20 protein-coding genes are annotated in these 22,575 nt (G+C 46.8%); 11 read left to right on the top strand and 9 right to left on the bottom strand.

Features of this window, described 5'->3' with window-relative positions; all coding sequences use genetic code 11:
• Positions 1 to 140: 140 nt before the first annotated feature.
• The 4 genes from C7B77_RS00845 to dpsA all read right to left on the bottom strand — a co-directional run bounded on the left by C7B77_RS00845 (position 141) and on the right by dpsA (position 6,301).
• Positions 141 to 899, bottom strand: coding sequence for a metallophosphoesterase family protein (locus C7B77_RS00845; RefSeq protein WP_106299425.1), 759 nt, complete (start codon positions 897 to 899; stop codon positions 141 to 143).
• Positions 900 to 1,166: 267 nt separating this feature from the next.
• The gene (locus C7B77_RS00840; RefSeq protein ID WP_106299424.1) at positions 1,167 to 2,957 is read right to left on the bottom strand and encodes a PP2C family protein-serine/threonine phosphatase; all 1,791 of its coding nucleotides are present in this window, start codon (positions 2,955 to 2,957) and stop codon (positions 1,167 to 1,169) included.
• A 190-nt stretch (positions 2,958 to 3,147) separates the two neighbouring features.
• Positions 3,148 to 5,076, bottom strand: coding sequence for a DICT sensory domain-containing protein (locus C7B77_RS00835; protein WP_106299423.1), 1,929 nt, complete (start codon positions 5,074 to 5,076; stop codon positions 3,148 to 3,150).
• A 685-nt stretch (positions 5,077 to 5,761) separates the two neighbouring features.
• Positions 5,762 to 6,301: a DNA starvation/stress protection protein DpsA gene (dpsA, locus tag C7B77_RS00830; RefSeq protein ID WP_106299422.1), complete on the bottom strand. Its 540-nt coding sequence runs from the start codon at positions 6,299 to 6,301 to the stop codon at positions 5,762 to 5,764.
• 480 nt (positions 6,302 to 6,781) lie between these two features.
• Between dpsA and C7B77_RS00825 the strand changes: the two genes are divergently transcribed.
• Together C7B77_RS00825 and C7B77_RS00820 are read left to right on the top strand one after the other, a co-directional pair.
• Positions 6,782 to 7,084 (top strand): Asr1405/Asl0597 family protein, encoded by a 303-nt coding sequence (locus C7B77_RS00825; protein WP_106299421.1) that lies wholly within the window; start codon positions 6,782 to 6,784, stop codon positions 7,082 to 7,084.
• Positions 7,085 to 7,095: 11 nt separating this feature from the next.
• A complete protein-coding gene (locus C7B77_RS00820) occupies positions 7,096 to 7,725 on the top strand; it encodes a (2Fe-2S) ferredoxin domain-containing protein (RefSeq protein WP_181243658.1) in 630 nt (209 codons plus the stop codon).
• 60 nt (positions 7,726 to 7,785) lie between these two features.
• On the opposite strand, the gene C7B77_RS00815 is transcribed toward C7B77_RS00820, so the two are convergent.
• The gene (locus tag C7B77_RS00815) at positions 7,786 to 9,816 is read right to left on the bottom strand and encodes a TonB-dependent receptor plug domain-containing protein (protein ID WP_245893965.1); all 2,031 of its coding nucleotides are present in this window, start codon (positions 9,814 to 9,816) and stop codon (positions 7,786 to 7,788) included.
• Between the two features lie 143 nt (positions 9,817 to 9,959).
• Between C7B77_RS00815 and C7B77_RS00810 the strand changes: the two genes are divergently transcribed.
• Together C7B77_RS00810 and C7B77_RS00805 are read left to right on the top strand one after the other, a co-directional pair.
• Positions 9,960 to 10,379, top strand: a complete 420-nt coding sequence (locus C7B77_RS00810; protein ID WP_106299419.1) for a BlaI/MecI/CopY family transcriptional regulator — start codon at positions 9,960 to 9,962, stop codon at positions 10,377 to 10,379.
• Entirely contained in the window at positions 10,380 to 11,264 is an 885-nt protein-coding gene (locus tag C7B77_RS00805; RefSeq protein WP_106299418.1) for a M56 family metallopeptidase, read from the top strand.
• Positions 11,265 to 11,322: 58 nt separating this feature from the next.
• Here C7B77_RS00805 and C7B77_RS29035 read toward each other — a convergent pair whose 3' ends face one another.
• A complete protein-coding gene (locus C7B77_RS29035; RefSeq protein WP_146138129.1) occupies positions 11,323 to 11,619 on the bottom strand; it encodes a site-specific integrase in 297 nt (98 codons plus the stop codon).
• Positions 11,620 to 11,734: 115 nt separating this feature from the next.
• On the opposite strand from C7B77_RS29035, the gene C7B77_RS00795 reads away from it, so the two are divergent.
• Positions 11,735 to 12,166: a helix-turn-helix domain-containing protein gene (locus C7B77_RS00795; RefSeq protein WP_106299417.1), complete on the top strand. Its 432-nt coding sequence runs from the start codon at positions 11,735 to 11,737 to the stop codon at positions 12,164 to 12,166.
• A gap of 117 nt (positions 12,167 to 12,283) precedes the next feature.
• On the opposite strand, the gene C7B77_RS00790 is transcribed toward C7B77_RS00795, so the two are convergent.
• Positions 12,284 to 13,588 (bottom strand): family 10 glycosylhydrolase, encoded by a 1,305-nt coding sequence (locus C7B77_RS00790; protein ID WP_106299416.1) that lies wholly within the window; start codon positions 13,586 to 13,588, stop codon positions 12,284 to 12,286.
• An 836-nt stretch (positions 13,589 to 14,424) separates the two neighbouring features.
• On the opposite strand from C7B77_RS00790, the gene C7B77_RS00785 reads away from it, so the two are divergent.
• The 5 genes from C7B77_RS00785 to C7B77_RS00765 all read left to right on the top strand — a co-directional run bounded on the left by C7B77_RS00785 (position 14,425) and on the right by C7B77_RS00765 (position 19,335).
• On the top strand, positions 14,425 to 14,862 hold the full coding sequence (locus C7B77_RS00785) for an AMIN domain-containing protein (RefSeq protein WP_181243657.1): 438 nt from the start codon (positions 14,425 to 14,427) through the stop codon (positions 14,860 to 14,862).
• Positions 14,863 to 14,885: 23 nt separating this feature from the next.
• Positions 14,886 to 16,370 carry an N-acetylmuramoyl-L-alanine amidase gene (locus tag C7B77_RS00780; RefSeq protein ID WP_106299414.1) on the top strand — a complete coding sequence of 495 codons (1,485 nt, stop codon included), beginning with the start codon at positions 14,886 to 14,888 and terminating at the stop codon, positions 16,368 to 16,370.
• 44 nt (positions 16,371 to 16,414) lie between these two features.
• Positions 16,415 to 17,275 (top strand): glutamate racemase, encoded by an 861-nt coding sequence (murI, locus tag C7B77_RS00775; protein WP_106299413.1) that lies wholly within the window; start codon positions 16,415 to 16,417, stop codon positions 17,273 to 17,275.
• A 140-nt stretch (positions 17,276 to 17,415) separates the two neighbouring features.
• Entirely contained in the window at positions 17,416 to 18,387 is a 972-nt protein-coding gene (gene sds / locus C7B77_RS00770) for a solanesyl diphosphate synthase (RefSeq protein ID WP_106299412.1), read from the top strand.
• A 276-nt stretch (positions 18,388 to 18,663) separates the two neighbouring features.
• Positions 18,664 to 19,335, top strand: a complete 672-nt coding sequence (locus C7B77_RS00765) for a RibD family protein (RefSeq protein WP_106299411.1) — start codon at positions 18,664 to 18,666, stop codon at positions 19,333 to 19,335.
• 129 nt (positions 19,336 to 19,464) lie between these two features.
• On the opposite strand, the gene C7B77_RS00760 is transcribed toward C7B77_RS00765, so the two are convergent.
• Positions 19,465 to 20,070, bottom strand: a complete 606-nt coding sequence (locus tag C7B77_RS00760) for a chorismate lyase (RefSeq protein WP_106299410.1) — start codon at positions 20,068 to 20,070, stop codon at positions 19,465 to 19,467.
• A gap of 63 nt (positions 20,071 to 20,133) precedes the next feature.
• On the bottom strand, positions 20,134 to 20,607 hold the full coding sequence (gene smpB / locus C7B77_RS00755) for an SsrA-binding protein SmpB (RefSeq protein WP_015161748.1): 474 nt from the start codon (positions 20,605 to 20,607) through the stop codon (positions 20,134 to 20,136).
• Positions 20,608 to 21,067: 460 nt separating this feature from the next.
• Between smpB and murC the strand changes: the two genes are divergently transcribed.
• A complete protein-coding gene (gene murC / locus C7B77_RS00750) occupies positions 21,068 to 22,501 on the top strand; it encodes a UDP-N-acetylmuramate--L-alanine ligase (protein WP_106299409.1) in 1,434 nt (477 codons plus the stop codon).
• Positions 22,502 to 22,575: the final 74 nt, after the last annotated feature.

The following is a 22,575-nucleotide window of genomic DNA, read 5'->3' as shown; positions in this document are numbered from 1 at the left end:
GTATTATAGGTAGTGGATACTGAATAGAAAGTTTAAATGCAAGCGTCCTGTTCTAGTACTCGACGGCATAAGTAAAGCAACTATTGCCTATCCTCTACATCCTCTCCCAACTCCCAACTCCCATCTCTAACTGAGGTCGATTAAAACTTGACCCGATTTGGTTCGACTACTTTGACGACTCGATCGAGTGGTTGTTTGCGCTGTTTTCCGGAGAATACATTGACCTGGTATACCAGGGCATTGGTAATGTCTAGGGCGGTCATCCAGCCGCTTTTGCGGTGATAGGCACCTGTTTCGATATTCAGCCAGCCGGGGCCTTGAGCGACTTCTCCGGGTTTCACGCCGGGGAGTGTGAAGGTAATCGTATGCCCGGTAATGATGGTTTTGTCGGGAAAGTAGGGAAACTGATTGCTCAAAAACTTTTCTCTAATCCAGCAAAATTGTTCGTTATTTTGCTTATCGAGCGATCGAAATGGATCGACACCCGCATGAACTAGAAATACATTGCCTAAATCGAGATAAGATGGCAGACTGGCAAACCATTTCATGTCATCCTCGGGAATGCCGCCGTCGCCATAGCTTTCCAAGGTGGTATCGCCCCCAGAGGGCAACCAATGACGTAAGGACATTTCATCGATCTTGCCATGATTGAGTGATGTCAATAACATTACTTCATGATTGCCCATCAGACAGGGATAATTGCGCTCCCGAATCCACTTGACTACCTGCGCGCTTTTGGGGCCGCGATCGATGACGTCGCCTAAAAAATACACCCGATCTTCTGGTGAGATTTTACAAAAATTAATCAGTTGCAGCATCCCGTCGTAATGACCGTGAACGTCTCCGATGGCAAACTGTCGGGGTTTAGTGCTATTCTTTGACTGGAAAAAGTTAAACATAGAGTGTTTAGTACTGGAGGATATCGATCGGTTGTTAACCGATCCCTCAGCCGTAGGGTAGCGATCTCGTTCGCACGTTGGGCGTCAGATCGTCAATGTCGATCCTATGTCCTCATTATTGCTCAATTTCTAGATCTAAGGGCTGAATCTAACATTTAGCTACTGGAGGGGGATCGGGGCGCATAGGGTGCCAGAGAGCAGCGAATGTGCAGCAACTCATGTAGCTCCATTGCCAGATCTTGTCTGTATGGTTAGATTTTACAAGCTCTAATCGTTCGAGCTGTTTAGCTCTGTTTGCGAAGATCGATCTGGAAATAATTGGTGGCGCATGTTTTCAACCCAGCCAGGATAGAAAAAAGCGATCGCGATTGCGATGGCAGCGAGTAGACCGATACTAGTAGTTAGCCATAGGAATAAGTTAATAAATCTACTAAATTTGAACTGTAATTTGGCACCAAAATCGTCTTCTGAAGAGTCTTCATCGTCCGACCTACGGGGTACTAATTGACTGCCCAGCCGCGATTTGTGGGTCGATACCTGACAAGACATCAGTACTAACGAGATATTATCATCACCATTTTGGCGATGGGCTAAAGCCAGCCAAGATTGAACGGCTTCGGAAAGAGGAATATCTGTCTGAAGGATCCGATCTGCGTAATCTTGCCACGAACGTTCGACCAAATCGCGATCGCTCAAACCATCGGAGCAGAGTAACAAAATTCCATCTTCGATCGCCATAAATCGTTGAACTGTAGGTCTGATCGACTCTCCAGGCTTCATCCCCAATGCTTGAGTCAAGGCGGTAGCATCGGGACGATTGGCACTATGCCACGGGACATCGCGACCTTGTTTGACTTCGCGGGTGGCGATATCATCGTCGATCGTCAATAATTGGCAGCGGTGGGGTGTAATCCAGTAGGCACGACTGTCGCCAACATGGGCGATATAAATCTCATGAGAATTGCCGACACCATTGGGGCTGGGAATCCGCTGATTGACTTGGAGAGCCATTACCATGGTAGTTCCCATCCGACGGCGATCTTCGCGGCCTTGGGTTTGATTTTGAGCGGTAATCGTATTATTGACGACCCGGACGATCGCGCCGATCGTATTACATATCTGTTCGGGAGCGACAATATCCTGAGAGTTAATCAGCTCTTGCAACAAAATCTGGGTCTCAATTTTGAGGAGTTTAACGGCCAATTGACTGGCAACTTCACCGCCTTCATGTCCGGCGACGCCATCACAAATGATAGCAATTTTGCCGCCAGTAGTATCTTGAGCGAGTTCCAGTGGCGTGGGGTAATATGAATCTTCGTTATGCTGGTAGGTAGCTCCCGCATCTGTCCCGCCTGCAATCTGCCACGCCAAGGGGAGTCGGGCGGCTTGCTCGATGGTAATGCGATTGAGTTCGGCAGAGACATCTCGCAAAGATGCCCGTTCTGCCTGCATTTTCGCAAACAGCACGTTCAACCGATCGGCAATTTCCAAATCGGCACCGCCAAGGGTTTGCAACCATAACGTCCCTAGTTTGGCCAGTGTCACTTTGTTACTGGCTGTGGTATAGTCGGGAATTAATTCGCACAAGCGCAGACACCAACCATCGACACGGAGGTTGTCCATCACCACCAAGCTGGATAAAACACCAGTTCCAGCCAGCGGTGCCCATAGATCGATCGCTTGCCACAACCAATAGGCTTGATATAGTGGTGTTGCCGTACTCCAGGCTTCAAGCAGGCTAGGGAGTAATTTGCCTTCATTATCGATCGGGATATTTTCGAGCAGGGGAATCTCGATCGTTTCATGGGATCTTTTGAGCGAACAAAAGCCATGCAGTTGAGGTAAATGCAGCTTGTACTGGTATAGATGCGCGTAGGCTAGAGCTTGACGCGGCAGGGGCGATAATATATCTGGGGGTTCTTGCGGCTTGGTATCTAGCCACAATTGAGGAGCGATAACATGGTATCTATCTTCAACTAATCGATCGGCAGGAATCCAAGTTGCTTGTCGTTCGGCAGCCCAGAGATAGCGAGACATCAAGGGTTGGGCGGTAGTCATGGTTTGGGAAATCGGGGGTTCGGACGGGGGTATCCAGATTGAGATATTTTTTGCAAGCAAAAAGTATCGGGATTCAGTTTGTAGTTTACGCTAGAAATCGAGAATTTCAACAGATCTTTAGAAAGACTCGATTCACCTGATTTTCAACATCGCTCGATCGAATTTTCAACTAATTTATCCAGAGATCGAGTTAAATCGATGGCACGGTAAAGTGAAACCGACTGCCGCAATCTTTGCCCGCAGACTCTGCCCAAATTTCGCCGCCCCAGCCGTTGACGATTTGGCGACAAATCGCCAATCCCAAACCAGTTCCACCCGCAGTCCGCCGCAAGGAACCTTCGGCTTGGTAAAACCGCTCGAAGACCATTTGTAGTAGTTCGGGGGCGATGCCGCGTCCAGTATCGGCAACAATTACTTCTAGCATCGATTCGGTTTTGGCTGCTTGAATCGCGATCCGATCTTTGCCAGTGGTAAACTTACACGCATTATCTAGCAATTTTGTCAATACTTCAACTAACCATTCGCCATCGGCACGGACGAAGGGTAGATCGGGGGGCAAATCGACGATAATTTTGGGTAAATCTCGATTGTAGCGACGGGTATTGAGACCGCTTAAGGCCAAATCGATGCATTCTTCGAGCGATAGCGGCTCGGGATGCCATTGAATCCGACCGCTTTCGAGCTGAGAGAGGGTCAAAAAGTCTTGCACGAGCTTTCGCATTCGTTCGGCATCGCCCAAGGCGGTATTGAGCATCACTTGCCGCATTTCGAGTGACATATCTGGCTCGGTGGCGAGACTTTCCAGACAGACTTGAATGGTGGACAGTGGCGTCCGCAGTTCGTGTCCGGTAATGGCAACTAAATTGGCGCGGGTACGATCGAGTGCTTCGAGTTGCTGGTTGAGATATTCCAGATTGGTGTACGATTCGGCCTGAATCAGGGTGCTGCCGATTTGGGTGGCGATCGCTTCGACGAGGTTAATCGTATCGTCCGACCAGGGTAAGGGTGAAGGTTCGTGCTGGTGTAATTCGATCGCGCCTAAGAGCCGATCTTGGTGGAGGACTGGCACGATTAACCAGTCGCTAATGCCCTGTCTGGAGAGCGTGCGCTGCCAGGTTTTGGTAACGCTAACTTCGGCTAGGGATGTCGATTCGTGAGTGGTAACGACTTCTTTAAAGATCGGATTGTCGGCTAGATTCCAAGATTTACCGACTAAAGAATTAATTCCGGAATTAGCTAAATATTCATGAGAGATCGTCACAGCTCGATCGTCTTTACGATATTGATAGATCAGGCAGCGACTGACTCCAGTTGCCTTACCGATCTCTTGTCCGGCTACTTGGAGAATATCTGCTGAGTTGAGCGAACGCCGAATTGCCCCAGTAATTGTATTGACTAGGCGTTCGCGTTCTTCTTTTTCTTCGATCGAACGGTAAGCTTTGAGCAATTTGTATTGTCGGGCTTGCAAATATGTCACCAGTCGCTGCACGAAGGCGTCAGCACTGGCCGAATGATCTTGGGGGATAGTGGGGACGGCGACGAGGTATTCTTGCTTGGCCTGGGCGATTTTAGCAGCCAGATCCGGACGATAACCTTTGATGCGATCGAGTAAGATATGTGCGGCGGCGATCGTTACTTGGCGATCGAATGTCCAGATCCCTTCAAATCTGCGGGATGCGTCGATTTCGGGTAAGACTGGAATCTCCGATGGCGGGACGATTTTTTCGCGACAGATCAAGCACGCCGAGGATTGGGCACCGATGGCAACCAGATGCCATTCTGAAGCCAGCGCATCAGTGTGCTCGAATGGTATTAGATCGTACTCGCTGACGAGATCGCTAAATTCAGTATCTGGGGCAGCCAGCACGTAAACTTGATCGCTGATTTCGCCCAACCGACGATAGCGATGCGCCTCTTGGCGATAAAACTTTTCTTGCTGAAAACTAGCAATCAGTAACGGTCGATCCGTTCCGGCTAGCACCCGATCTTCCATAGCGTGCGATAAAGCAGTGAGGGAAGATTTAAAATACAAATGCGATCTCAATTGGGGCATCTGCCGCAGTAATTCACTTAAAACCGATCGTCGTTGGCATAGCCTTTCCTCTGGAAAATCGCTCACTATGATCCTTCTCCTAGAGCTGCGGTAGTGTGGGGCAGAGATCGCCATTGTCAAGCACACTGCTTGCAGTCAAGACAATGAGATCTTAGGTTTATCGATTTCTATATTACAGAAAAAAGAAGGCAAATAGTTGCTGGATCGGGTTTTCGCGGCGATAGCTTCATTATTATTTACTATCTAGTCGCTTGACAATAAATCAAACTTAGCAGTGCAATCTCTCACTCAGGGTTGTAGTAAATCCCTCGTACTATAGTATTAGCCTGCAACTGGCGATCGGGCACCTTGACTAATTTGTCGGACATGTTGGGAAGCTGGGATGTAGATAGAGGCAGCAGTCGAGGGAGCTATTTTTAAAATTATTGCTATTTAATCTCAACGATCGCAAATACAGCGGCGGCAAGGTTAGGCGTAAAAGGCGATCGACACAGCATTTAATCGATCGATTCTCCTAACTTTTCTGCCCTGATAGCGTTACCGCGATCGATCGCGCCACCAAACCATTACGCCAAATCTATCGCTAAATTTAGATGCACAAAAGTAAGTCAGACGATCGCTAGTAGCCGATGCTGTCAAAAAATCTGGTCGATCGAAAGAACCTAAAAATCCACCCGATTTAGATGGGTAGTCAAAATTTATTTAGATGTGTGTTAGATGGTGGTAATTACCACCATCTAAATTTCAGCGATTAATTAAAAGATCTTACTAAAGTATCGGGAGCTAAAAAGTGACCGATATGATAAGCTCTTTCTTCGGTTTTGAGCAGAATTTGTTCGTACAAATACCGTGTGGCTCGATCGCCTAAACTTTCAGCTTGACTGGCTTGAGAGCGGATCGTGGCGATAATTGCTTGTTCGCCTACCAAATCATTTTCTAACATCGTCCGACAGTTAAAGGCACCATCAGCTTCAGGAGTGAAGCAACACAATTCAGCCAACTTAGTAAAACTCGCAGCAGGGACTCCGCCTAAGCCGTCTAGCCGTTCGGCAACATCATGAGCGTGACTTTTGGCTTGCTCGTAGCCATCTTCAAAAAACTGGTGCAATGAGTAAAATTCTGCGCCTTCTACAACAAAGTGATGTTTTTGATATTGCAAATACAAAGCCTGAAAACTTGCCAAAGCGATGTTTAATCCCTCACAAACTGGCTCAGTTACCGTGAGATCTAAGCCTACGACATTAGCTCCTACCTCACCAAATCCACGCATTAAATTTTGTGCTGTTGTCATAAATTTCTCGCTCTCTATTTTTTAAAGGTTAAATTTTTAACTAGACTATTCGATACTTTGACAACTAACGACTACCGATCGATTTAGAAAAGTAGTCTGTGATTCAATATTTTAACACGAGTATTTTGGGCCGAGAAGTGCGCGGTAAACCTTATTGCGACTAATATTCAGCATGTCATCAAGCGTTCGTGAAACGTTGCCCTTGTCAAATCGAGTAAGTTCGCTATTGATAAAATTTGGTCACAGTTTGATAAAGCTCGATCGGCCTGCGATCGAGCTTTATCGGTACTTTCAAGGATTTCTCCTTTAAATCGACAGCGAACGATGTGAGAATAAATACCAGCTTGTTGCTTCTAATTATCATTTAAGGTATTCTTAATTTAAACAAAAGCATCGTTGGCGTAGCCTCTTTGCGTTGGCGATAGCCTGCCGTTAGGCACAGGCAAACGCTACGCCAGCGAAACGAGAATCCCAATTAAAATGGAACAAGTAAATTATTCAGACTGGATCTTCATCGTCGATGCAGCCTGGGGCGATCGCTGGCAAATATATCATCGCCTTCAAGAGTTAGAAATTTTTTGTAAATGTTCCACAGGTAAGCCATTGACGGTAACTGTAGACACGCCCACCACAGTCGTTCAAGTTTGGAGTGTGTTTCGGACGCAATCGCTCGATCGCAGTCAACTGGTTGATTGGTTAGATCGCTGTTTTACTCTACAAGCCGTTGGTGTAGCCTCTTTGCAAGCAAATGCTACGCGAACGGAACGAGAATCACAATGGTAGCGAGTTACTTTATGACTAATGAAACTTATTTTCATCTAGAAGGGGAATTTTTAGGAGTCTGCGCGATCGATGGTTACAAGCTCAAATATCTGCGCCTGAGAACCGCCGACGAGCGAGATGTCATCATCAAGGTACCTAAAGAGTTGAGGATGGGGCTGGTTTATAAGTTAGCTATTGGCGATCGCCTCCGGTGTGAAGGTATTCAAAAAGATTGGAAATTTAAGGCATCTACAATTGAAAAAGTCGATCGCACAGCTTTTCCAGTAGAGAATCGAGCTAATGCAGATCGATTCTTTGCTGGAGAGGCTACGCCAACGATCTCCGCACCTGAAAACGAACCAAAAGTGAAGATTCTGATTTGTCAAAAGTCACAATGTCAAAATAATGGGGGCAAAGAAATATACTCGGCTTTGGTAGAACAATTAAATAGTCATGACTTAAATGACAGTGTAACTTTAAAATCTACTGGTTGTCTTAAATGCTGCAACCAAGCTCCTAATTTAGTAGTTTTACCCGTTGGCAAACCTGCTGTAGCAGCCTCTGGGCTGGAGCATCGATCTAGTTATCGTAATGTGAGAATTTCTCAGATTCCAGCAATTATCTCCACAGTTCGGTATCATCTTTCAACCGAGGTAAAGTAATTAACCCTAGTTGCTACCACCTACTGAATGCTCAGTCATCAACGATCGAAAAATTACTAATTAGAAATTAGCCGAAACACCAAATCGATAAGTTCTACCGGGACTGTAGATCCGATTTACTTTTTCGTATTGGACATCGGCGAGATTCTCGACATAGAGATTGAGTCCGACATTCTCGCCGATTGGGATGCGCGCGCTTAGATCGAGATTGAAAAAGGATGGCACAAAATTGGTGCTAACTTGACCGGGGTTATTAAAGAAAGCACGGCGCGTACCTGCGTTGTAGTTTGTCAGCAGATTCACTTCCCAGCCGCGATTGGCATAACCGACTCCCAACTGAGCGACAGAATAAGGCACTAGAGACAGTTGCAAGCCTCGCTCTATGCCTGACTGAATTTTGGCATCGGTGTAGGTGTAATTGGCAAATGCCGACCATTGGGGCGTTATTTGCTGTTTGAAGCCAATTTCTAAACCATTGGTGCTTACCTGTCCGATATTCGTCCACTGAGTGACAGTCGGACTGATGGCTTGAGTGGCGATGCGATCGTTTAAATTACTGCCAAAGTAAGTAATCGTAGCCGTCGAAGTGGGACTAAATGCCAGATCGACTCCCGCCGTCCAAGTCGCACCCGTCTCTGGCTTGAGATTGGGGTTGGGAAACCAGCCGTGGACGGTATCGTAGAGGTAGAGTTGGTCGAGTCCGGGATTGCGTTGTGCGCCAGCGACAGAGGCACGCACGGCAAGATTGGGGCTAATTTCCCAGCGGGAGCCGAGACTGGGATTGAGATAGTTACCAAACTGGGTGTTAAAATTTTGCCGTAAGCCAATATCGATCGCGGTGCGATCGGTAACTTTCCAGGTATTGACGGCAAATAGAGCGGTATTGACGACGTTGCGATTTTCAGTCTCGTTAAAGGCAATCCGGTTGGGAACTGTGCTAATCGTCGTGCCATTAAGTTGACGATTTTGGATTTCTCCACCCCAGCGTAGTGTATTTGTGGCCGAAGTCTGCCATTTGTGGTCTATTCTGCCCGTTATGGCTTGGGTATCGAGTGTACCACTGCGGTTATTGGCACCACTAGGGCCAAAGGTATCAAAATAATCTTGGTTAAAACTGAGAGTGGTATTGAGAATGGAGCTACGATCGCTGCTAAGTTGAGATCGCCAATTAAGTCCAACATTTAGTGCATCATGATTTAATCTGTCGCGTTGAAAGGGAAATCCAAAGTAAACTAAACCCCGCCGACTGGTAATTTTAATTGCATCGAAATCCAGACGATTGCGATCGTCGATCGTGGCCGAAATATTACCAGAGTAACTGGTAAGATCGGTATCGGCATTGGTAAGAATTCCCGTAACTGGATCGCGATTGGCAGCTCCAACGGGGACGCGATAGTTATTGTCGATCCGATATTTTTCGATACCGATGCGGTAGTTTAATCGATCGCTGCCACCTGTATAACTAGCACGATAATTTTGACGACCGTAAGAGCCTAATTCTGCCGATACGTTGGTTTCTGGAGTACCTCGATAAGTTTTTGTGATAATATTTACCACCCCGCCAAAGGTTTCCGAGCCGTAGAGAATATTGCTGGCACCACTCGATAATTCGATCCGATCGATCGCCTCGACGGGAATGCTATTGAGATCTGTTGCACCGTGATAAGTATTAATATTATTGCTAATTGGGCGACCGTTGAGCAAAATAATAAATTGATTTATCGATGCACCACGATAGTAAGTTCCGGTATGAATATCCGCTCCATAACCAGCATTATTAATCGCAAAGCCAGGTAAATTATTTAAAGTATCGGCAACATTTTTCGCACCCTGCTGCTCGATTTGTTTACTGTCGATCGTGTAAATTGGTGTCGATTTGGGTAGATTTACTTTTCGTTCTCCCGTAACATCGATCGTCAGTTCTGGTTCGGCTGAATTATCAGAATTATCGAGCGGAGCCGCATGTAAGCATCGATCGAACGATATTAAATGATGACCTAGTACGAGCAACATCGCAGTCAATAATCTAATGGCAATGCGGCTACCGTGTCTATTCAAGCTCTGCATACCCATTTGTTGAAAATTTAGCACCGATCTTAAGATTTATTGCTGGACTAGAGAATTAATCCCTCAACTGATTGTGAATGGGACGATCGATGGTGTCAAAAGACAAGCCGTCAAACATCGGGAGCTAATTGTTGCGCTAGTCTAAGGAAAAGTTCGCCGTAAATTGCATGGTTTCTCTGCCTAAATATCGACCCAAACAGCTTTCGCTGGGGCCATTAGAGACTGAAATTCTCAAAATCGTCTGGGAACTAGGTGCCGTCACCGTCAAAGACGTTCACGATCGCATCCTCAGCGACCCCGATCGCGAATTAGCGTATGCTTCAGTGACAACGGTACTCAACCGCCTGACTCAAAAAGGGTGGTTGCAATGCGATCGTCAAGAACGCAGCTTTGTTTGGCAACCCTTAGTTTCCGAGGCACAGGCGCAAGCAATTCAAGCCTACGAACAGTTACAGCAATTTTTGGCAGTAGGCAATCCCGATGTCGTTGCCGCTTTTGCCGATAGTCTCGATCGATCGAGCATCGAACAGATCGAAGCGATTTCGCAACGGCTGCAAGCGATCCGCAAAGCGAAGGAGGAACGATAAATGCACCTAATTGTCATGGCTGCGATTTTTGCCCTCGCTTGGGGACTGCGTTACGCTTGGACGCCGATAGATTCTACCGTCTGGCTCAATGCGCCATCCCAACGACTGCACCAATACTGGGAAACCACTTTGACGGTCTTCTTGTTACCGCCATTATTACTATTCACTAGTGCGATCGCGATCGTCTGGATGGGGCCGCACGGACGGATGGTTTGGGTGGGTAATGATTGGTTTAGTTACGATCTGGCGATCGGATTTTTGGGATTTGCCACAGTTTCTTGGTGTCAGTTGGCTGGCTCTGGCTGGCAAATGCTGCAACAGGTGCGGACTTACCCGATCGTGACAGTGAACGATACTCAGGTGCGGTTGCTGGATTTATCGACGCTCTATAGTGCCCAAATTGGCTTCTGGGAGCCGGAATTAGTCGTTACCACTGCTTTAATCGATACATTGAGTTCGGAGCATTTAGCGGCGGTTTTAGCCCACGAACGGGCACATTATCTCTATCGCGATACCTGGTATTTTTTCTGGTGGGGCTGGGTGCGTCAAGTTACCAATTGGCTGCCCCAAACCGAAGCCATCTGGCAAGAACTGTTAATGTTACGCGAAATTCGTGCCGATCGATGGGCATCTACCCAAACCGATCCCCTCTTAGTCGCCGAAGCCCTACTCTCGATCGTCCAAAGTACGCCCGTATTTGCAGATAATATCTGTGCGGCGTTCGGCCATGTTGCCCCGATCGATCGACTAGATCGACGCATTGAAGCACTATTGAGCTGTTTAGAACCGATAGCAGAAGATCGTTCGCTCGACTCTAGTTGGCGATCGTGGGCATGGCGTTCGATCGCATTTCTACCATTTCTGGCAGTACCTTTTCATAATTAATTACAAACCATGTCGAAATCGATTACCTCGCGGCGCGGTTACGCCAACGAATGGTAATTCAATAAATTTGTAAAAATCTGTCTACAGGTAGTAGTGAAGTAACGCCGCCCACAGTAGCGTTGGCTGCCAATGTCAGATCGATTCTCATTCTGAGAGGCTTCGCCAACGAGCCAAACTTAAATTTATCGATCGTTGAGCAGTGATTAACGATCGAGTCGATGTCTTTAATTCGTAGCTCCATACATTCGCGAAGGCGAAGTCCGCTACCGTAGAGTAGTTGCAGCATCAGCCTATGGACTCTGGTGGTTTGTTGAACGATCGCAAAAGTAGGAATAATGCTTGAGACGAATTGCATCTCTAACTTGCTCTAGGAGCTTCTTGGGCGGATTTTGCATAATGTTTCAATAATTTGAAAAATTCAGCAGATCCACCTTAAATAGGATAAAAGGTTGCATTCACGGGAGAGGCAAATGGAAATGAAGGTAGATATCGATCGAATCAGGCAACTTCGGCGAGAACGAGCAATGTCCCAGGAGGAGTTAGCTGGCGCGACAGGGCTGAGTTTGCGCACAATCCAGCGGATCGAGACTGACGGAATCGCTTCGTTGGAATCGAAGAAGGTGCTCGCTTGTGTGTTTGAGGTTGGGCTCGAAACGTTGGACGATACTCGCGAAGAAAGGAGTCGATTCCTACTCGGACTGAAGGGCGGAACGATACTTGGCATGGCCGGAGCGTTGATAGGCGGCGCATCAGCATATATTGGGATTTACTCCAGTCTTGTTGCCGGGGAAGTGTCGGCGGGCGACGCCGGAATAGCTCTTGGCGTTGTGGGCACCATGGTGGGTCTAACGTGCGGGCTTATCGGTGTCGTATATCAAGTGCTTCGCACACGCGCCGCCTAACTTGGATGTTCTGCCGAATGACGCTTATTCAAATTCTTTAACCATAGCGTAGTGTAGATGTTGCTAGCTATCGATCGACCGAAAGATCTCAATCGATCTATCTAAAATCCTGTCACTTTATTTCACAACTACTTTCGGAACCGTTGTTGTACTAACGGCATTTGCCAGATTAGTTTTTTGCACCCGCGCAGCAGTTTCCTCTGGTTTTCCATCTAGAGGGAAAATTAGGATACTTTTAATTTTGGGATTGTCTACCAATTCTTTAAAGCGCGGCAATTGACTATCGAGAATTGCCACCCCGGCATAATTAACCGCGTAGTTTAGTTCTTCCTGGAAATTCTTATCGTTATAATTTTGAATAAAGACCCGATCGACCTTCCATTTCTCCCAATCGGCAGCAAAATAACGTTTTGCCCAGTAGGGATTATGATGGCAAAGATCGAATTTCACGCGTGGATTAGCGGCTTTCATATCGCTTATCATCTCGCTGACAAACTTAGTCAAACTTGCGGTTCTGTCTACTTTACCTGGTAGTTCGGCATGATATCCCAGATAGTCATCCCACTGGACGGCATCGATTTGCGGATATTTAGTTACGAATTCTGCCAACATTTTTTTAAAGAGATTGGCAACTTCTGGCACTTCAACATCTAAGACATAATGTTCGACTTTGGCATAAGTACGATCGACACCAGGCACGATCCATTTTTTAGCGATCGCTCGATCGAAAATCGGACTATTTTTATCGATTTTAATACCCTTCTCAAAATAAGCGTGAACCTGCATTCCCTGCTTGTGCGCTTCATCGATCGTCCAATCTAACCACTTATCTTGAAACTGATTGGGACAACTTTTGGCACCTAATATTTGCTGCATAACTTCACTGTTATACATCGTGCAGCCGTTACCCCAAACGCCATGAATAATCGTATTAATCCCTTGAGATTTATAGTAACGAACTCGTTTGCGAATCGTCTGTTCGTCGGCGTTATTAGTTACCTGATAGCGGCTCAAATAAATCCCACGAATGGCTTTTTTCTCCCAAGCGGTTTGCGGAGCAGCAGGGGGTGCTGCGGGTGTAGCTGAGGTAGTTGCCGTCGGTGGCGTAACTTTCACCGATTTAACTGCTGCTGTCGGCTGCGGCTGAGTATTCGTGCAGCCTTTGTCGATACAGTTTCCAGTAGCAACCTGCGGCGATGGTATCGCTATCGGCGTGGCTGTTGGTGTAGCTTGAAGAGCGCGAGATCCTTTGGGTAATAATACTGCAACTGAATCTGGCATTCGGACGGCGGGAAAGAGTTGGACGATCTTCTGAAGATTACCTTGGTAAATCAACCACCAATAGCTACCGCCAAGGATAGCGATGATAACTGACAATGGGATCTTCAAACAGCCACAGCCCGAATTTTGCTTAGTTTTCATAGATGTTGCGATCGCTTTGATGTCAGTCTATTGTTAGATACATCCGGGCGTGAAGTTTTCCGGTAGAATGTCGGGATCTGAATTTCGATCGCCAGAGCAGGGGCAAAGCTCTGTTAGCAATCTAGCCAAAACTGAGATTTATAGCCAATGGCAAGTCTCAGCATCCCCGCACATGCGCTCTGACGATCGTGAATTCACAGGCCGATACCTTCATTATTGGGTCGGGTCTAGTTAAATATGCCCTCATTTGCCCCTATTTGACTTACTCGAACGCCGAAGGTAAGTAGATTGAGTCAAAAGTCTCCACTTGGCCGATCTGGTTCAAAAAGCGGGAATTATATAATTAGTATTGAGGCACTAGGGTCGATTTGGAACTACTCGATCGATTTGGCAGTCACCAGTAGCAAGAGAGTATCTATAAAGTAGTATTGGCAACCGAGCGAAATTAAGTGCCAAAAAGAGAGTAGTGACATCATCCACGTTCGCTAGCGTTGTCGCTACTACAGCAGCTTGAAATTGATGCCAGATGAGTTTGCAGCTTAAATTTAGCCCCAAAGACCAAATTTATGGTAATTTACCATAGAGTCCAAAGTGTTAATTTTTCGCAGCAAACAGCAACAATACGATATGTAGATTCATCTTAAAATAATCCCCAGTAGTCGTCGATCGACCCTCTTTATAGAGGAGAATCGACTCTAAGCTACCGTTACGGGAGTACGGACGTTTATCGCAAAGCGTTGGTGAGTTCTGACCACAACAGCGAATGCCTCCGTTTTAGAGCAACGGCATCAGAGCGATAGTTGTAGCATCGATTCCACTGTTAAGGATGAAATATTGTGAAGTTTCAGTTTGTATTGGTTAGTGTTTTTAGCTTCTGTCTGGCCGCAATCCCTGCGGATGCAGGCCAATTGGCATCATGGAAATTTGATGCGAGTAGAAATAGGTTAGATTTCAAGACCGATGCGGGGGTTCAACCCAAATCTGTCATGCTATTCAATCCAACTCGGCTGGTAGTCGATCTGCCAGGAATTAGTTTTCCCAAGCCTACAGTGACTCAACGGTTGTCAGGTAACTTTCGATCGTTACGTGTTGGGCAATTTGACAGTAATACGACTAGGATAGTCTTAGAGCTACAACCTGGGTATACTCTCAACCCCAAGCGAGTACAATTTACGGGCGAAAATCCGATCGATTGGTATGTAACTATTCCAGTCCCCGAGCGCGGATCGACAACATTACCAACTTTGTCGCCACGCTCGAGTTTACCCCGATAGTCCCATCATAGGAGTTAAGTATTGTGAGATACAACTGGTTATTACCCAGTATTTCTAGTTTCGTAATGGTATCACTGCCAGCGACAGCAGCAGAAATGGTGTCGTGGCAATTTAATGCGACCGAAAATCGCATTGACTTTAGTACGAATTCGGCAGTGAAACCTGAAGCTCAAATGCTGGCTAATCCCAGTAGATTGATCGTCGATCTGCCAGATACGCGCCTCAATCAGCCCACATCTTCGCAGTTGCTCGGTAATGGCATCAAGTCATTGCGAGTGGGTCAATTCGATACCGATCGCACGCGGATGGTTTTAGAACTCGATCCTGACTATACGATCGACCCGCAACAAATTCTCATTCAAGCTAGTAATAGCAAGCAGTGGTCGATTCAACTCCCGACCCCTCAACCACTCAAGTCTTTTCCACGAGGCGCGCCTGTCGGGCCTGTAGGGGTGTTTAATGAAAACGGTCAAGTTGTCGTCGCCCAACCAATTCGCCCCAAGGTCGCGGTCAATACAGCGATCTCGTCGGTCAATTATATCGCCATCGATCCGACGCGGACGGGCATTTTGGTACAAGCCGATCGCCAAAGTAGGATGCAACTCAAATACACTACCATCTGGGACGAGCGCGCTGGTAGCTTTCGGGTGACCATTCCCAATGCTAAATTGGCCACTGCTTACCAAATTCCTAAGGAGTCCCAACGGTACCTTACTGTGAGCGCGCAAGGTGACGATCTGATCGTCCTCGTCCGCCGTGCCGATGGTGTGAAAGTTGATATCGTCCGCCAATATCTAGATAGCCGTTGGGTGTATTTACAACCGATTTCTCCCAGTCGGATTGCCGTTCGTCCGCAGCCAGAAGCAATAACGATTACTGTCCCCAAAACACAGACGACAACATATCGTCCCACGCCCAAGCAGGATACTTCACCCGCCGCCAGACCGAGTAGTGGCAGAGTGTTAGTGATGCTCGACCCCGGACACGGTGGCCGAGATCCGGGTGCCATCGGATTGGGCGGTTTGCGCGAAGTAGACGTGATTATGCCAGTTGCCAGACGAGTTGCCGAAATTCTCGAAAAACAGGGCATAGCAGTCAAAATGACCCGCACTGGTGACAACTATGTCGGCTTGGACGAACGAGTCTCGATCGCTAGAGAAGCAGGAGCGACAATTTTTATCAGCATTCATGCCAACTCGATCGAGAATCGTCCCGATGTCAATGGTTTGGAAACATATCATTACAATATCGGTCAATCCTTGGCCGAGACCGTTCACAGAACGGTAGTAGATCATGTCAACAAAAATGGCTTTTATCTAAACGATCGCCGCGTTCGCTCGGCACGGTTTCTAGTCTTGCGCAAAGCGACCATCCCCGCTATTCTAGTCGAAACTGGTTATTTGACTAGCGCAGAGGAATCTGCACGTCTGCGTCGTGATGATTATCAAAAAGTAATGGCTGAAGCTATTGCCAAGGGAATTATCCAGTACGTTAAGGATCGTAACTAAGTTTCGATAAACCACTTATCTTTACTAGATTTTTCTCTACTAATATGCAAGACCGATTCACTTTTGCCCCCAAGATCCACTCAAATGCAATCGATCGTATTGGTGTCTTTGATAGTGGCGTGGGGGGGTTAACTGTCTTGCAAGAAATCTACCGCCAACTTCCCCAAGAGTCAGTCTTGTATTTTGGGGATACAGCGCGAGTTCCGTATGGCACCCGTACTGCAACCGAAATTTTACAATTTACCCGCCAAACTCTAGATTGGATGGTCGCGCAGCAGGTCAAAATGGCCATCATGGCTTGCAATACCAGTTCTGCACTCGCGCTCGAAACCGTTCGTGCGGAATACGATTTACCGATTTTGGGCGTGATTTTACCTGGAGCTAGAACCGCCGCGCGTTACGGACGAAGGATCGGGGTCATTGCCACGCCAGCCACAGTCAACAGCAATGCCTATCTCCATGCAATTCGCGAAGCCAACCCCCAGGCAGAAGTATGGCAAGTTGCCTGCCCAGAATTCGTCCCCATCGTCGAAAATAACCGCATCGCCGAGCCACAGACCCTCGCGATTGCCAAAGAATATCTTCAACCATTACTCGATCGATCGATCGATACTCTAGTCTACGGCTGCACCCACTATCCGCACCTCGAACCAGTATTTCGGCAATTCGTCCCCCCAAACGTCCAATTTGTCAACCCTGCTGTAGCTGTAGTTGCTGCCGCTGCTAAAGAACTTCAAGTCCTCGGCATTCAAAACCACGGCAGATCCCTGCCCACTGAATTTTTCGTCAGTGGAGAACCCGCACAATTTACGCACATTGCTGCCCAATGGCTGCCAACTATGCCCGATGTTCGCCAGATCGCCCTCTCGAATGTAGCAGTTTCCGAACCGCTCGATATTGGCTAGAACTCTGACGAGCAGCTATTTTACCGCCTTCTCAAACAACCCCGAAAGCCAATCCATTCTCGCCAATTCCCTATGTAGAGGGAAAATAGCTTAGAATATATGTAAACTTTCGTAAACTCATCCTCTGAGCCGCTCGATCGATGACCTCAGTGAAATCCGTATTTACTCCTGTTGAAGCTGACTTGCAAGTTTTGACGGAGAACCTCAAAAATCTAGTCGGTGCCCGCCACCCAATTTTATACGCAGCCGCCGAACATTTATTCGGGGCTGGTGGCAAGCGCGTCCGCCCAGCAATCGTGCTGCTGATTGCCCGTGCGACGATGCCAGGGGAAGAAATTACCCCGCGCCACCGTCGCCTCGCCGAAATCACCGAAATGATCCACACGGCTAGTCTCGTCCACGATGATGTGGTCGATACTGCCGATACCCGCAGGGGCGTACCTACGGTTCACAGTCTGTTTGACAATCGGATTGCCGTCCTTGCCGGAGATTTCCTCTTTGCACAGTCCTCGTGGTATCTGGCTAACCTAGATAACCTCGAAGTGGTCAAACTGCTCTCACAGGTGATTATGGACTTAGCTGAAGGTGAAATTCAGCAAGGATTGAATCAATTTGAAACGGACTTTTCGATCGAAGCCTATCTAGAGAAAAGTTATTATAAAACGGCCTCGCTGCTGGCTAATAGTGCCAAAGCTGCTGGCTTACTCAGCGACGCATCGACTGCGACGTGCGAGCAATTATATCTATACGGACGCAATTTAGGACTAGCGTTCCAAATTGTTGACGATATTCTCGACTTTACAGCTTCGGATGAAGTTCTGGGCAAACCTGCGGGTTCCGACTTGGCAAGTGGCAATCTTACCGCACCGACACTGTATGCGATGCAAGAATATCCGCAACTTGTAGACTTAATTGCCACCGAGTTTGAAGATGGGGCAGCATTAACCACAGCTCTGAGTTTAGTCAGAAGTAGCGACGGAATTGCCAAATCTCGCGAACTTGCCAAGCATCACGCGCAGTTAGCTCTGGCGCAGATAAGTGGTTTGTCACCTTCGGATTCACGCCAAGCCTTATTCGATCTCACGGATTATGTCTTGAAAAGGCTATATTAATTGATAATTGATAATTGATAATTAGCTCTTTAAGATTTAAATTTAGCAGATGCAGCCATGCGGAGGTTTACTCCGCATGGCTGCACTAGGAAAACCGCGCCCTAAAAATAATTTACCGTTTAGGTGGGGATTTAAACTTCTGTTTGGATTAAATTTAGTCTATCTACCCTACTATATTCACATTCGATCGATGAAGACCGATAACAGGTTTAAATTTCCATACTAATAACCTAATTATCAATTATCAATTATCAATTAATTTAAATTAAGCCATCCATGAAAACAACTCTCGTGCTCGCCATGACTGCCGATGGTAAAATTTCTGATACCACGAAATCGCCACCGACATTTAGCTCCGAGCGAGATTCGGCACACCTCGAAGAACAGATTGCTCTATCGGATTTAATCTTAGTCGGTAGTGGTACCCTGGGCGATGGTGGTAGTGTCGTCTTAGTCCAAAAACCAGAGTTAATTAGAGCTAGAATCGATCGCGGATTACCAACTCAACCACCACAACTAATTGCTTCTCGCAGTGGTAAAATTGATGCTGGGTTACCGTTCTTCAGTCAACCGATCGATCGGTGGTTATTGACGACCACTGAGGGAGCTAAAGATTGGCAAAATCGGGATAGTTTTAGTAACATTCTCATCTGTGAAACAGCCGATGGCAAAGATATCGACTGGCAAGCAGTTAAATCGAAATTAGTAGAATTAGACATCAAAAATCTCTGTTTCTTGGGCGGCTCGGAACTAGCCGCAAGTTTATTTGCTGCTAATTTTATCGATGAGTTATGGTTGACTGTTTGCCCGACGATCTATGGTGGTAGCGACGCACCTTCGCCTGTATCTGGAGCTGGGTTCACGCCAGATAATGCGCCCAAATTAACACTATTAAGTCTCGATCGAGTCGAACAAGAACTGTTTTTACATTATCAAGTTCAAAAGTAGTGGATAGTGAATAGTGAATAGTGGATAGTTTTGTGTTGCTGAATTTAGATATCTTTTATTATCCAAGTAAGTAATATAATAATAATCTATTAATATAACGATCGACTATCAACGATCGACTATCGACTATCAACTAATTTTTCCTAAATATTGCTGAAGATAAGGCGAGAATACCTCATATATCAGCGTCAATGGCTGGCCGTGGTGCCAAAATACATAGTGACGACCCCAGAACGGCCCCGTTTCGCCAAAAGCTTGGGCTAGTGCGGGCGAATCTCCGTAATATATACCTTGGACATCCCGATACAGTTCGGTGCGTAATTTTGCCAAGCTCGCCCAAATTGGCAGAGATTTATTCTCTAAATACTCATCTACATGTCGCGCTTCCCACCAAGAGGTTGCATAAGCCAACCTTTGCCCCGAAGCAGTTCGCAACCACACCTGACGGCGGACTCTCGGCCCCGGTACGACTTGTAAAGAACTGGGTGCGTCATCATCCGCCATACCAATTGGCGACATATCGATGACATCAACTTCTGTCGGCTCGCCTGTGAGCAGTTGTAGGTGTCGAGTCGGCGAACCATCTCCGAGCAATAAAATTTGCCATGCTGGGGGAAGTTGTTGGTGCGGCAATCCAGTTTGAACTAGATCTGCGCCGCCTTGCCAAATTGGCTGGAGCGCATTCCAGTTTTTCGTGATGAGAACTTCGTCTCCGTAATCGGTCGCGATCGCCAAAATAATTAATAAATCTTAATAGTATTTATTAATATCATATAACAATCCGATTTGATTTGATACCTAACCGCGTTTCATAGCCCGATCCATATCGCGTTTATCGTCTCTCTTCTTGAGATCGTCGCGTTTGTCGTGGAGCTTCTTACCGCGAACTAAGGCCATCGTCACCTTTACCTTGCCCCGCTTGAAGTACATCTTCAACGGTACGAGAGTTAAACCCTGTTGCTCGACTTTGCCGATTAACTTGCGGATTTCGGCTTTGTGCATCAGCAATCTGCGGGTGCGTGTCGGTTCGTGATTGAAATATGCTCCCGTAGTGTTGTGGGGGGAAACATGGGCATTTAACAGCCAGATTTGTCCCTGGCGCAATAAACCATAGCCATCGCGGAGGTTGGCTTTACCCGCGCGAATGGATTTTACTTCCGTCCCTAGTAATTCGATCCCCGCTTCGTAAGTTTCAAGGATTTCGTACAGAAACCGGGCTTGCCGATTGTCGGCAACAATTTTGATACTGTCTGATTTTTCTTTCTCGCTCATCCTTATATTTTACATCGACCAGCGCGAGTGGATCGAGTACCCAAACCTGAATAATTTTGGTTACAACTAGGCTTTTGGTACCAATAAAATATAACTTTATCTAAAGATATGGACTATTTTGTGAAATTTGGTATAGTTAGTTCCATTCAAGCAAAATCGATCCTCTCCTTCTAAATACTGGATACGAGCATTCATTTATACCAGTACGCTGGTAGGCTCGACTCACTCCACAGTCTGTTATAACAACGACGATCGGCAGAAGTTAACTGGCGAAAGTCTTTTGAGGTCGAGCGAGGATGTTCGAGCGGGATCGATTTCGATCTTGCTTTGCGGATGGGATGGTACAGATTCTAGTTGCGAGCGGCTGCGCTAACGAACTTCGATCGAAAATAAACAATGTATTGGTATATGATAACGCCTGTTGCTACGGCCCGTTCGATCGGGTTGGTGAGGATATATTATGGGTAATTCTATCGATTTTAGCGGTCGTCCGATTCATTTTATCGGCATTGGGGGCATTGGTATGTCAGGACTGGCTTACGTTCTAGCCAGACGTGGATTGCCTGTTTCGGGATCCGATCTGCGATCGACTAACATCACTCAGAAGTTGGCAGCAGAAGGGGCGCACATTTTTCTAACCCAGGAAGCTAGTAATTTAGATTTTTTCGATCGAAGTTCATCTGGACAAACGCCGCAGATTGTCTGTTCGACAGCGATTGGCAAGAAAAATGCCGAACTCAATGCCGCTCTCGAACGTGGGTGTCCGATCTTTCATCGATCGGATGTACTCTCAGCACTGATCGGGGAATATTCGAGTATTGGGGTGGCGGGTACTCACGGTAAAACAACTACCAGCAGCATGATTGGCTATCTCCTCGTTGCGGCTGGCGTCGATCCGACGATCGTTGTAGGTGGTGAAGTTACGGCTTGGGATGGAAATGCCAGAATTGGTTCGAGTGAGTATTTTGTCGCTGAGGTCGATGAATCCGACGGGTCTTTAGTCAAACATCACCCCAAAATTGGGGTAATTACCAATATCGAGCTGGATCATACCGACCATTATAAGAGTCTGGAGCAGACGATCGAGACCTTCTCCAAATTTAGCAACCAGTGTCAGATCGTCATTGGCTCGGCAGATTGCCAGATCGTGCGCGAGCGGATTCAGCCGACGATTTCTTATAGCGTCGAACCGGAGCAGGTAGCAGATTATACCGTCGACAATATTCAGTATCACTCCGCCGGAACTTCCGCCCAAATATATGAATATGGCAAATTATTGGGCACTCTAAAGTTAGGGGTTTTAGGCAACCATAACTTGAGTAATGCGCTAGCAACGATCGCCGTCGGTCGGAAAATCGGTCTAGACTTTGAATCGATCGCGTCTGGCTTGGCTACTTTCGCTGGTGCCAAGCGACGTTTTGAACTTAAAGGATACCAGCATGACATTACCTTTATCGATGACTACGCTCACCATCCCAGTGAGATCCTCGTCACACTCAATGCCGCTCGATTGCGAGTTGGTGCCGAACGTCGAGTTGTAGCCATCTTCCAACCTCACCGATACAGCCGTACTTTAGAATTTTTAGCGGAGTTTTCCCAATCTTTTAAAGATGCAGATGTAGTTATCATTACTGATATTTATAGTGCGGGAGAGGAAAATACTGGAGCCATTAGTGGCGAAAAAGTAGTTACCGAAATCGGTCGTTATCATTCTCAAGTGTGCTATCAACCGACACTCGACGCTGTATCGCAATTTCTCAAGCACAATCTCCAGCCAGGTGACATCTGCTTGTTCCTGGGTGCCGGAAATCTCAATCAAATCATTCCTGAAATTGTAGATTTTTACCAGGCTAAGGCTCGGGACGAACATCCCGCCACTATCGCTCGATCTTAGAGATTTAGTGTATTATCAGTGTTAATTTATCTCCAAACTTAGCAATTATGCAATTGTAACTGTAGCTTATGGTT

It is taken from the genome of Chamaesiphon polymorphus CCALA 037 (assembly GCF_003003845.1).
GTDB classification, from domain to species: domain Bacteria; phylum Cyanobacteriota; class Cyanobacteriia; order Cyanobacteriales; family Chamaesiphonaceae; genus Chamaesiphon; species Chamaesiphon polymorphus.
This window is presented reverse-complemented; position numbering and strand designations above follow the sequence as displayed.

Bases quoted from the DNA above. Each gene is read 5' to 3' on its own strand.
- C7B77_RS00845 (WP_106299425.1), bottom strand. From the start codon at position 899: ATGTTTAACTTTTTCCAGTCAAAGAATAGCACTAAACCCCGACAGTTT.
- C7B77_RS29035 (WP_146138129.1), bottom strand. From the start codon at position 11,619: ATGCAATTCGTCTCAAGCATTATTCCTACTTTTGCGATCGTTCAACAA.
- smpB (WP_015161748.1), bottom strand. From the start codon at position 20,607: ATGAGCGAGAAAGAAAAATCAGACAGTATCAAAATTGTTGCCGACAAT.
- C7B77_RS00790 (WP_106299416.1), bottom strand. From the start codon at position 13,588: ATGAAAACTAAGCAAAATTCGGGCTGTGGCTGTTTGAAGATCCCATTG.
- murC (WP_106299409.1), top strand. From the start codon at position 21,068: ATGGGTAATTCTATCGATTTTAGCGGTCGTCCGATTCATTTTATCGGC.
- C7B77_RS00810 (WP_106299419.1), top strand. From the start codon at position 9,960: ATGGTTTCTCTGCCTAAATATCGACCCAAACAGCTTTCGCTGGGGCCA.
- murI (WP_106299413.1), top strand. From the start codon at position 16,415: ATGCAAGACCGATTCACTTTTGCCCCCAAGATCCACTCAAATGCAATC.
- sds (WP_106299412.1), top strand. From the start codon at position 17,416: ATGACCTCAGTGAAATCCGTATTTACTCCTGTTGAAGCTGACTTGCAA.
- C7B77_RS00825 (WP_106299421.1), top strand. From the start codon at position 6,782: ATGGAACAAGTAAATTATTCAGACTGGATCTTCATCGTCGATGCAGCC.
- C7B77_RS00805 (WP_106299418.1), top strand. From the start codon at position 10,380: ATGCACCTAATTGTCATGGCTGCGATTTTTGCCCTCGCTTGGGGACTG.
- C7B77_RS00820 (WP_181243658.1), top strand. From the start codon at position 7,096: ATGACTAATGAAACTTATTTTCATCTAGAAGGGGAATTTTTAGGAGTC.
- C7B77_RS00795 (WP_106299417.1), top strand. From the start codon at position 11,735: ATGGAAATGAAGGTAGATATCGATCGAATCAGGCAACTTCGGCGAGAA.
- C7B77_RS00765 (WP_106299411.1), top strand. From the start codon at position 18,664: ATGAAAACAACTCTCGTGCTCGCCATGACTGCCGATGGTAAAATTTCT.
- C7B77_RS00840 (WP_106299424.1), bottom strand. From the start codon at position 2,957: ATGACTACCGCCCAACCCTTGATGTCTCGCTATCTCTGGGCTGCCGAA.
- dpsA (WP_106299422.1), bottom strand. From the start codon at position 6,301: ATGACAACAGCACAAAATTTAATGCGTGGATTTGGTGAGGTAGGAGCT.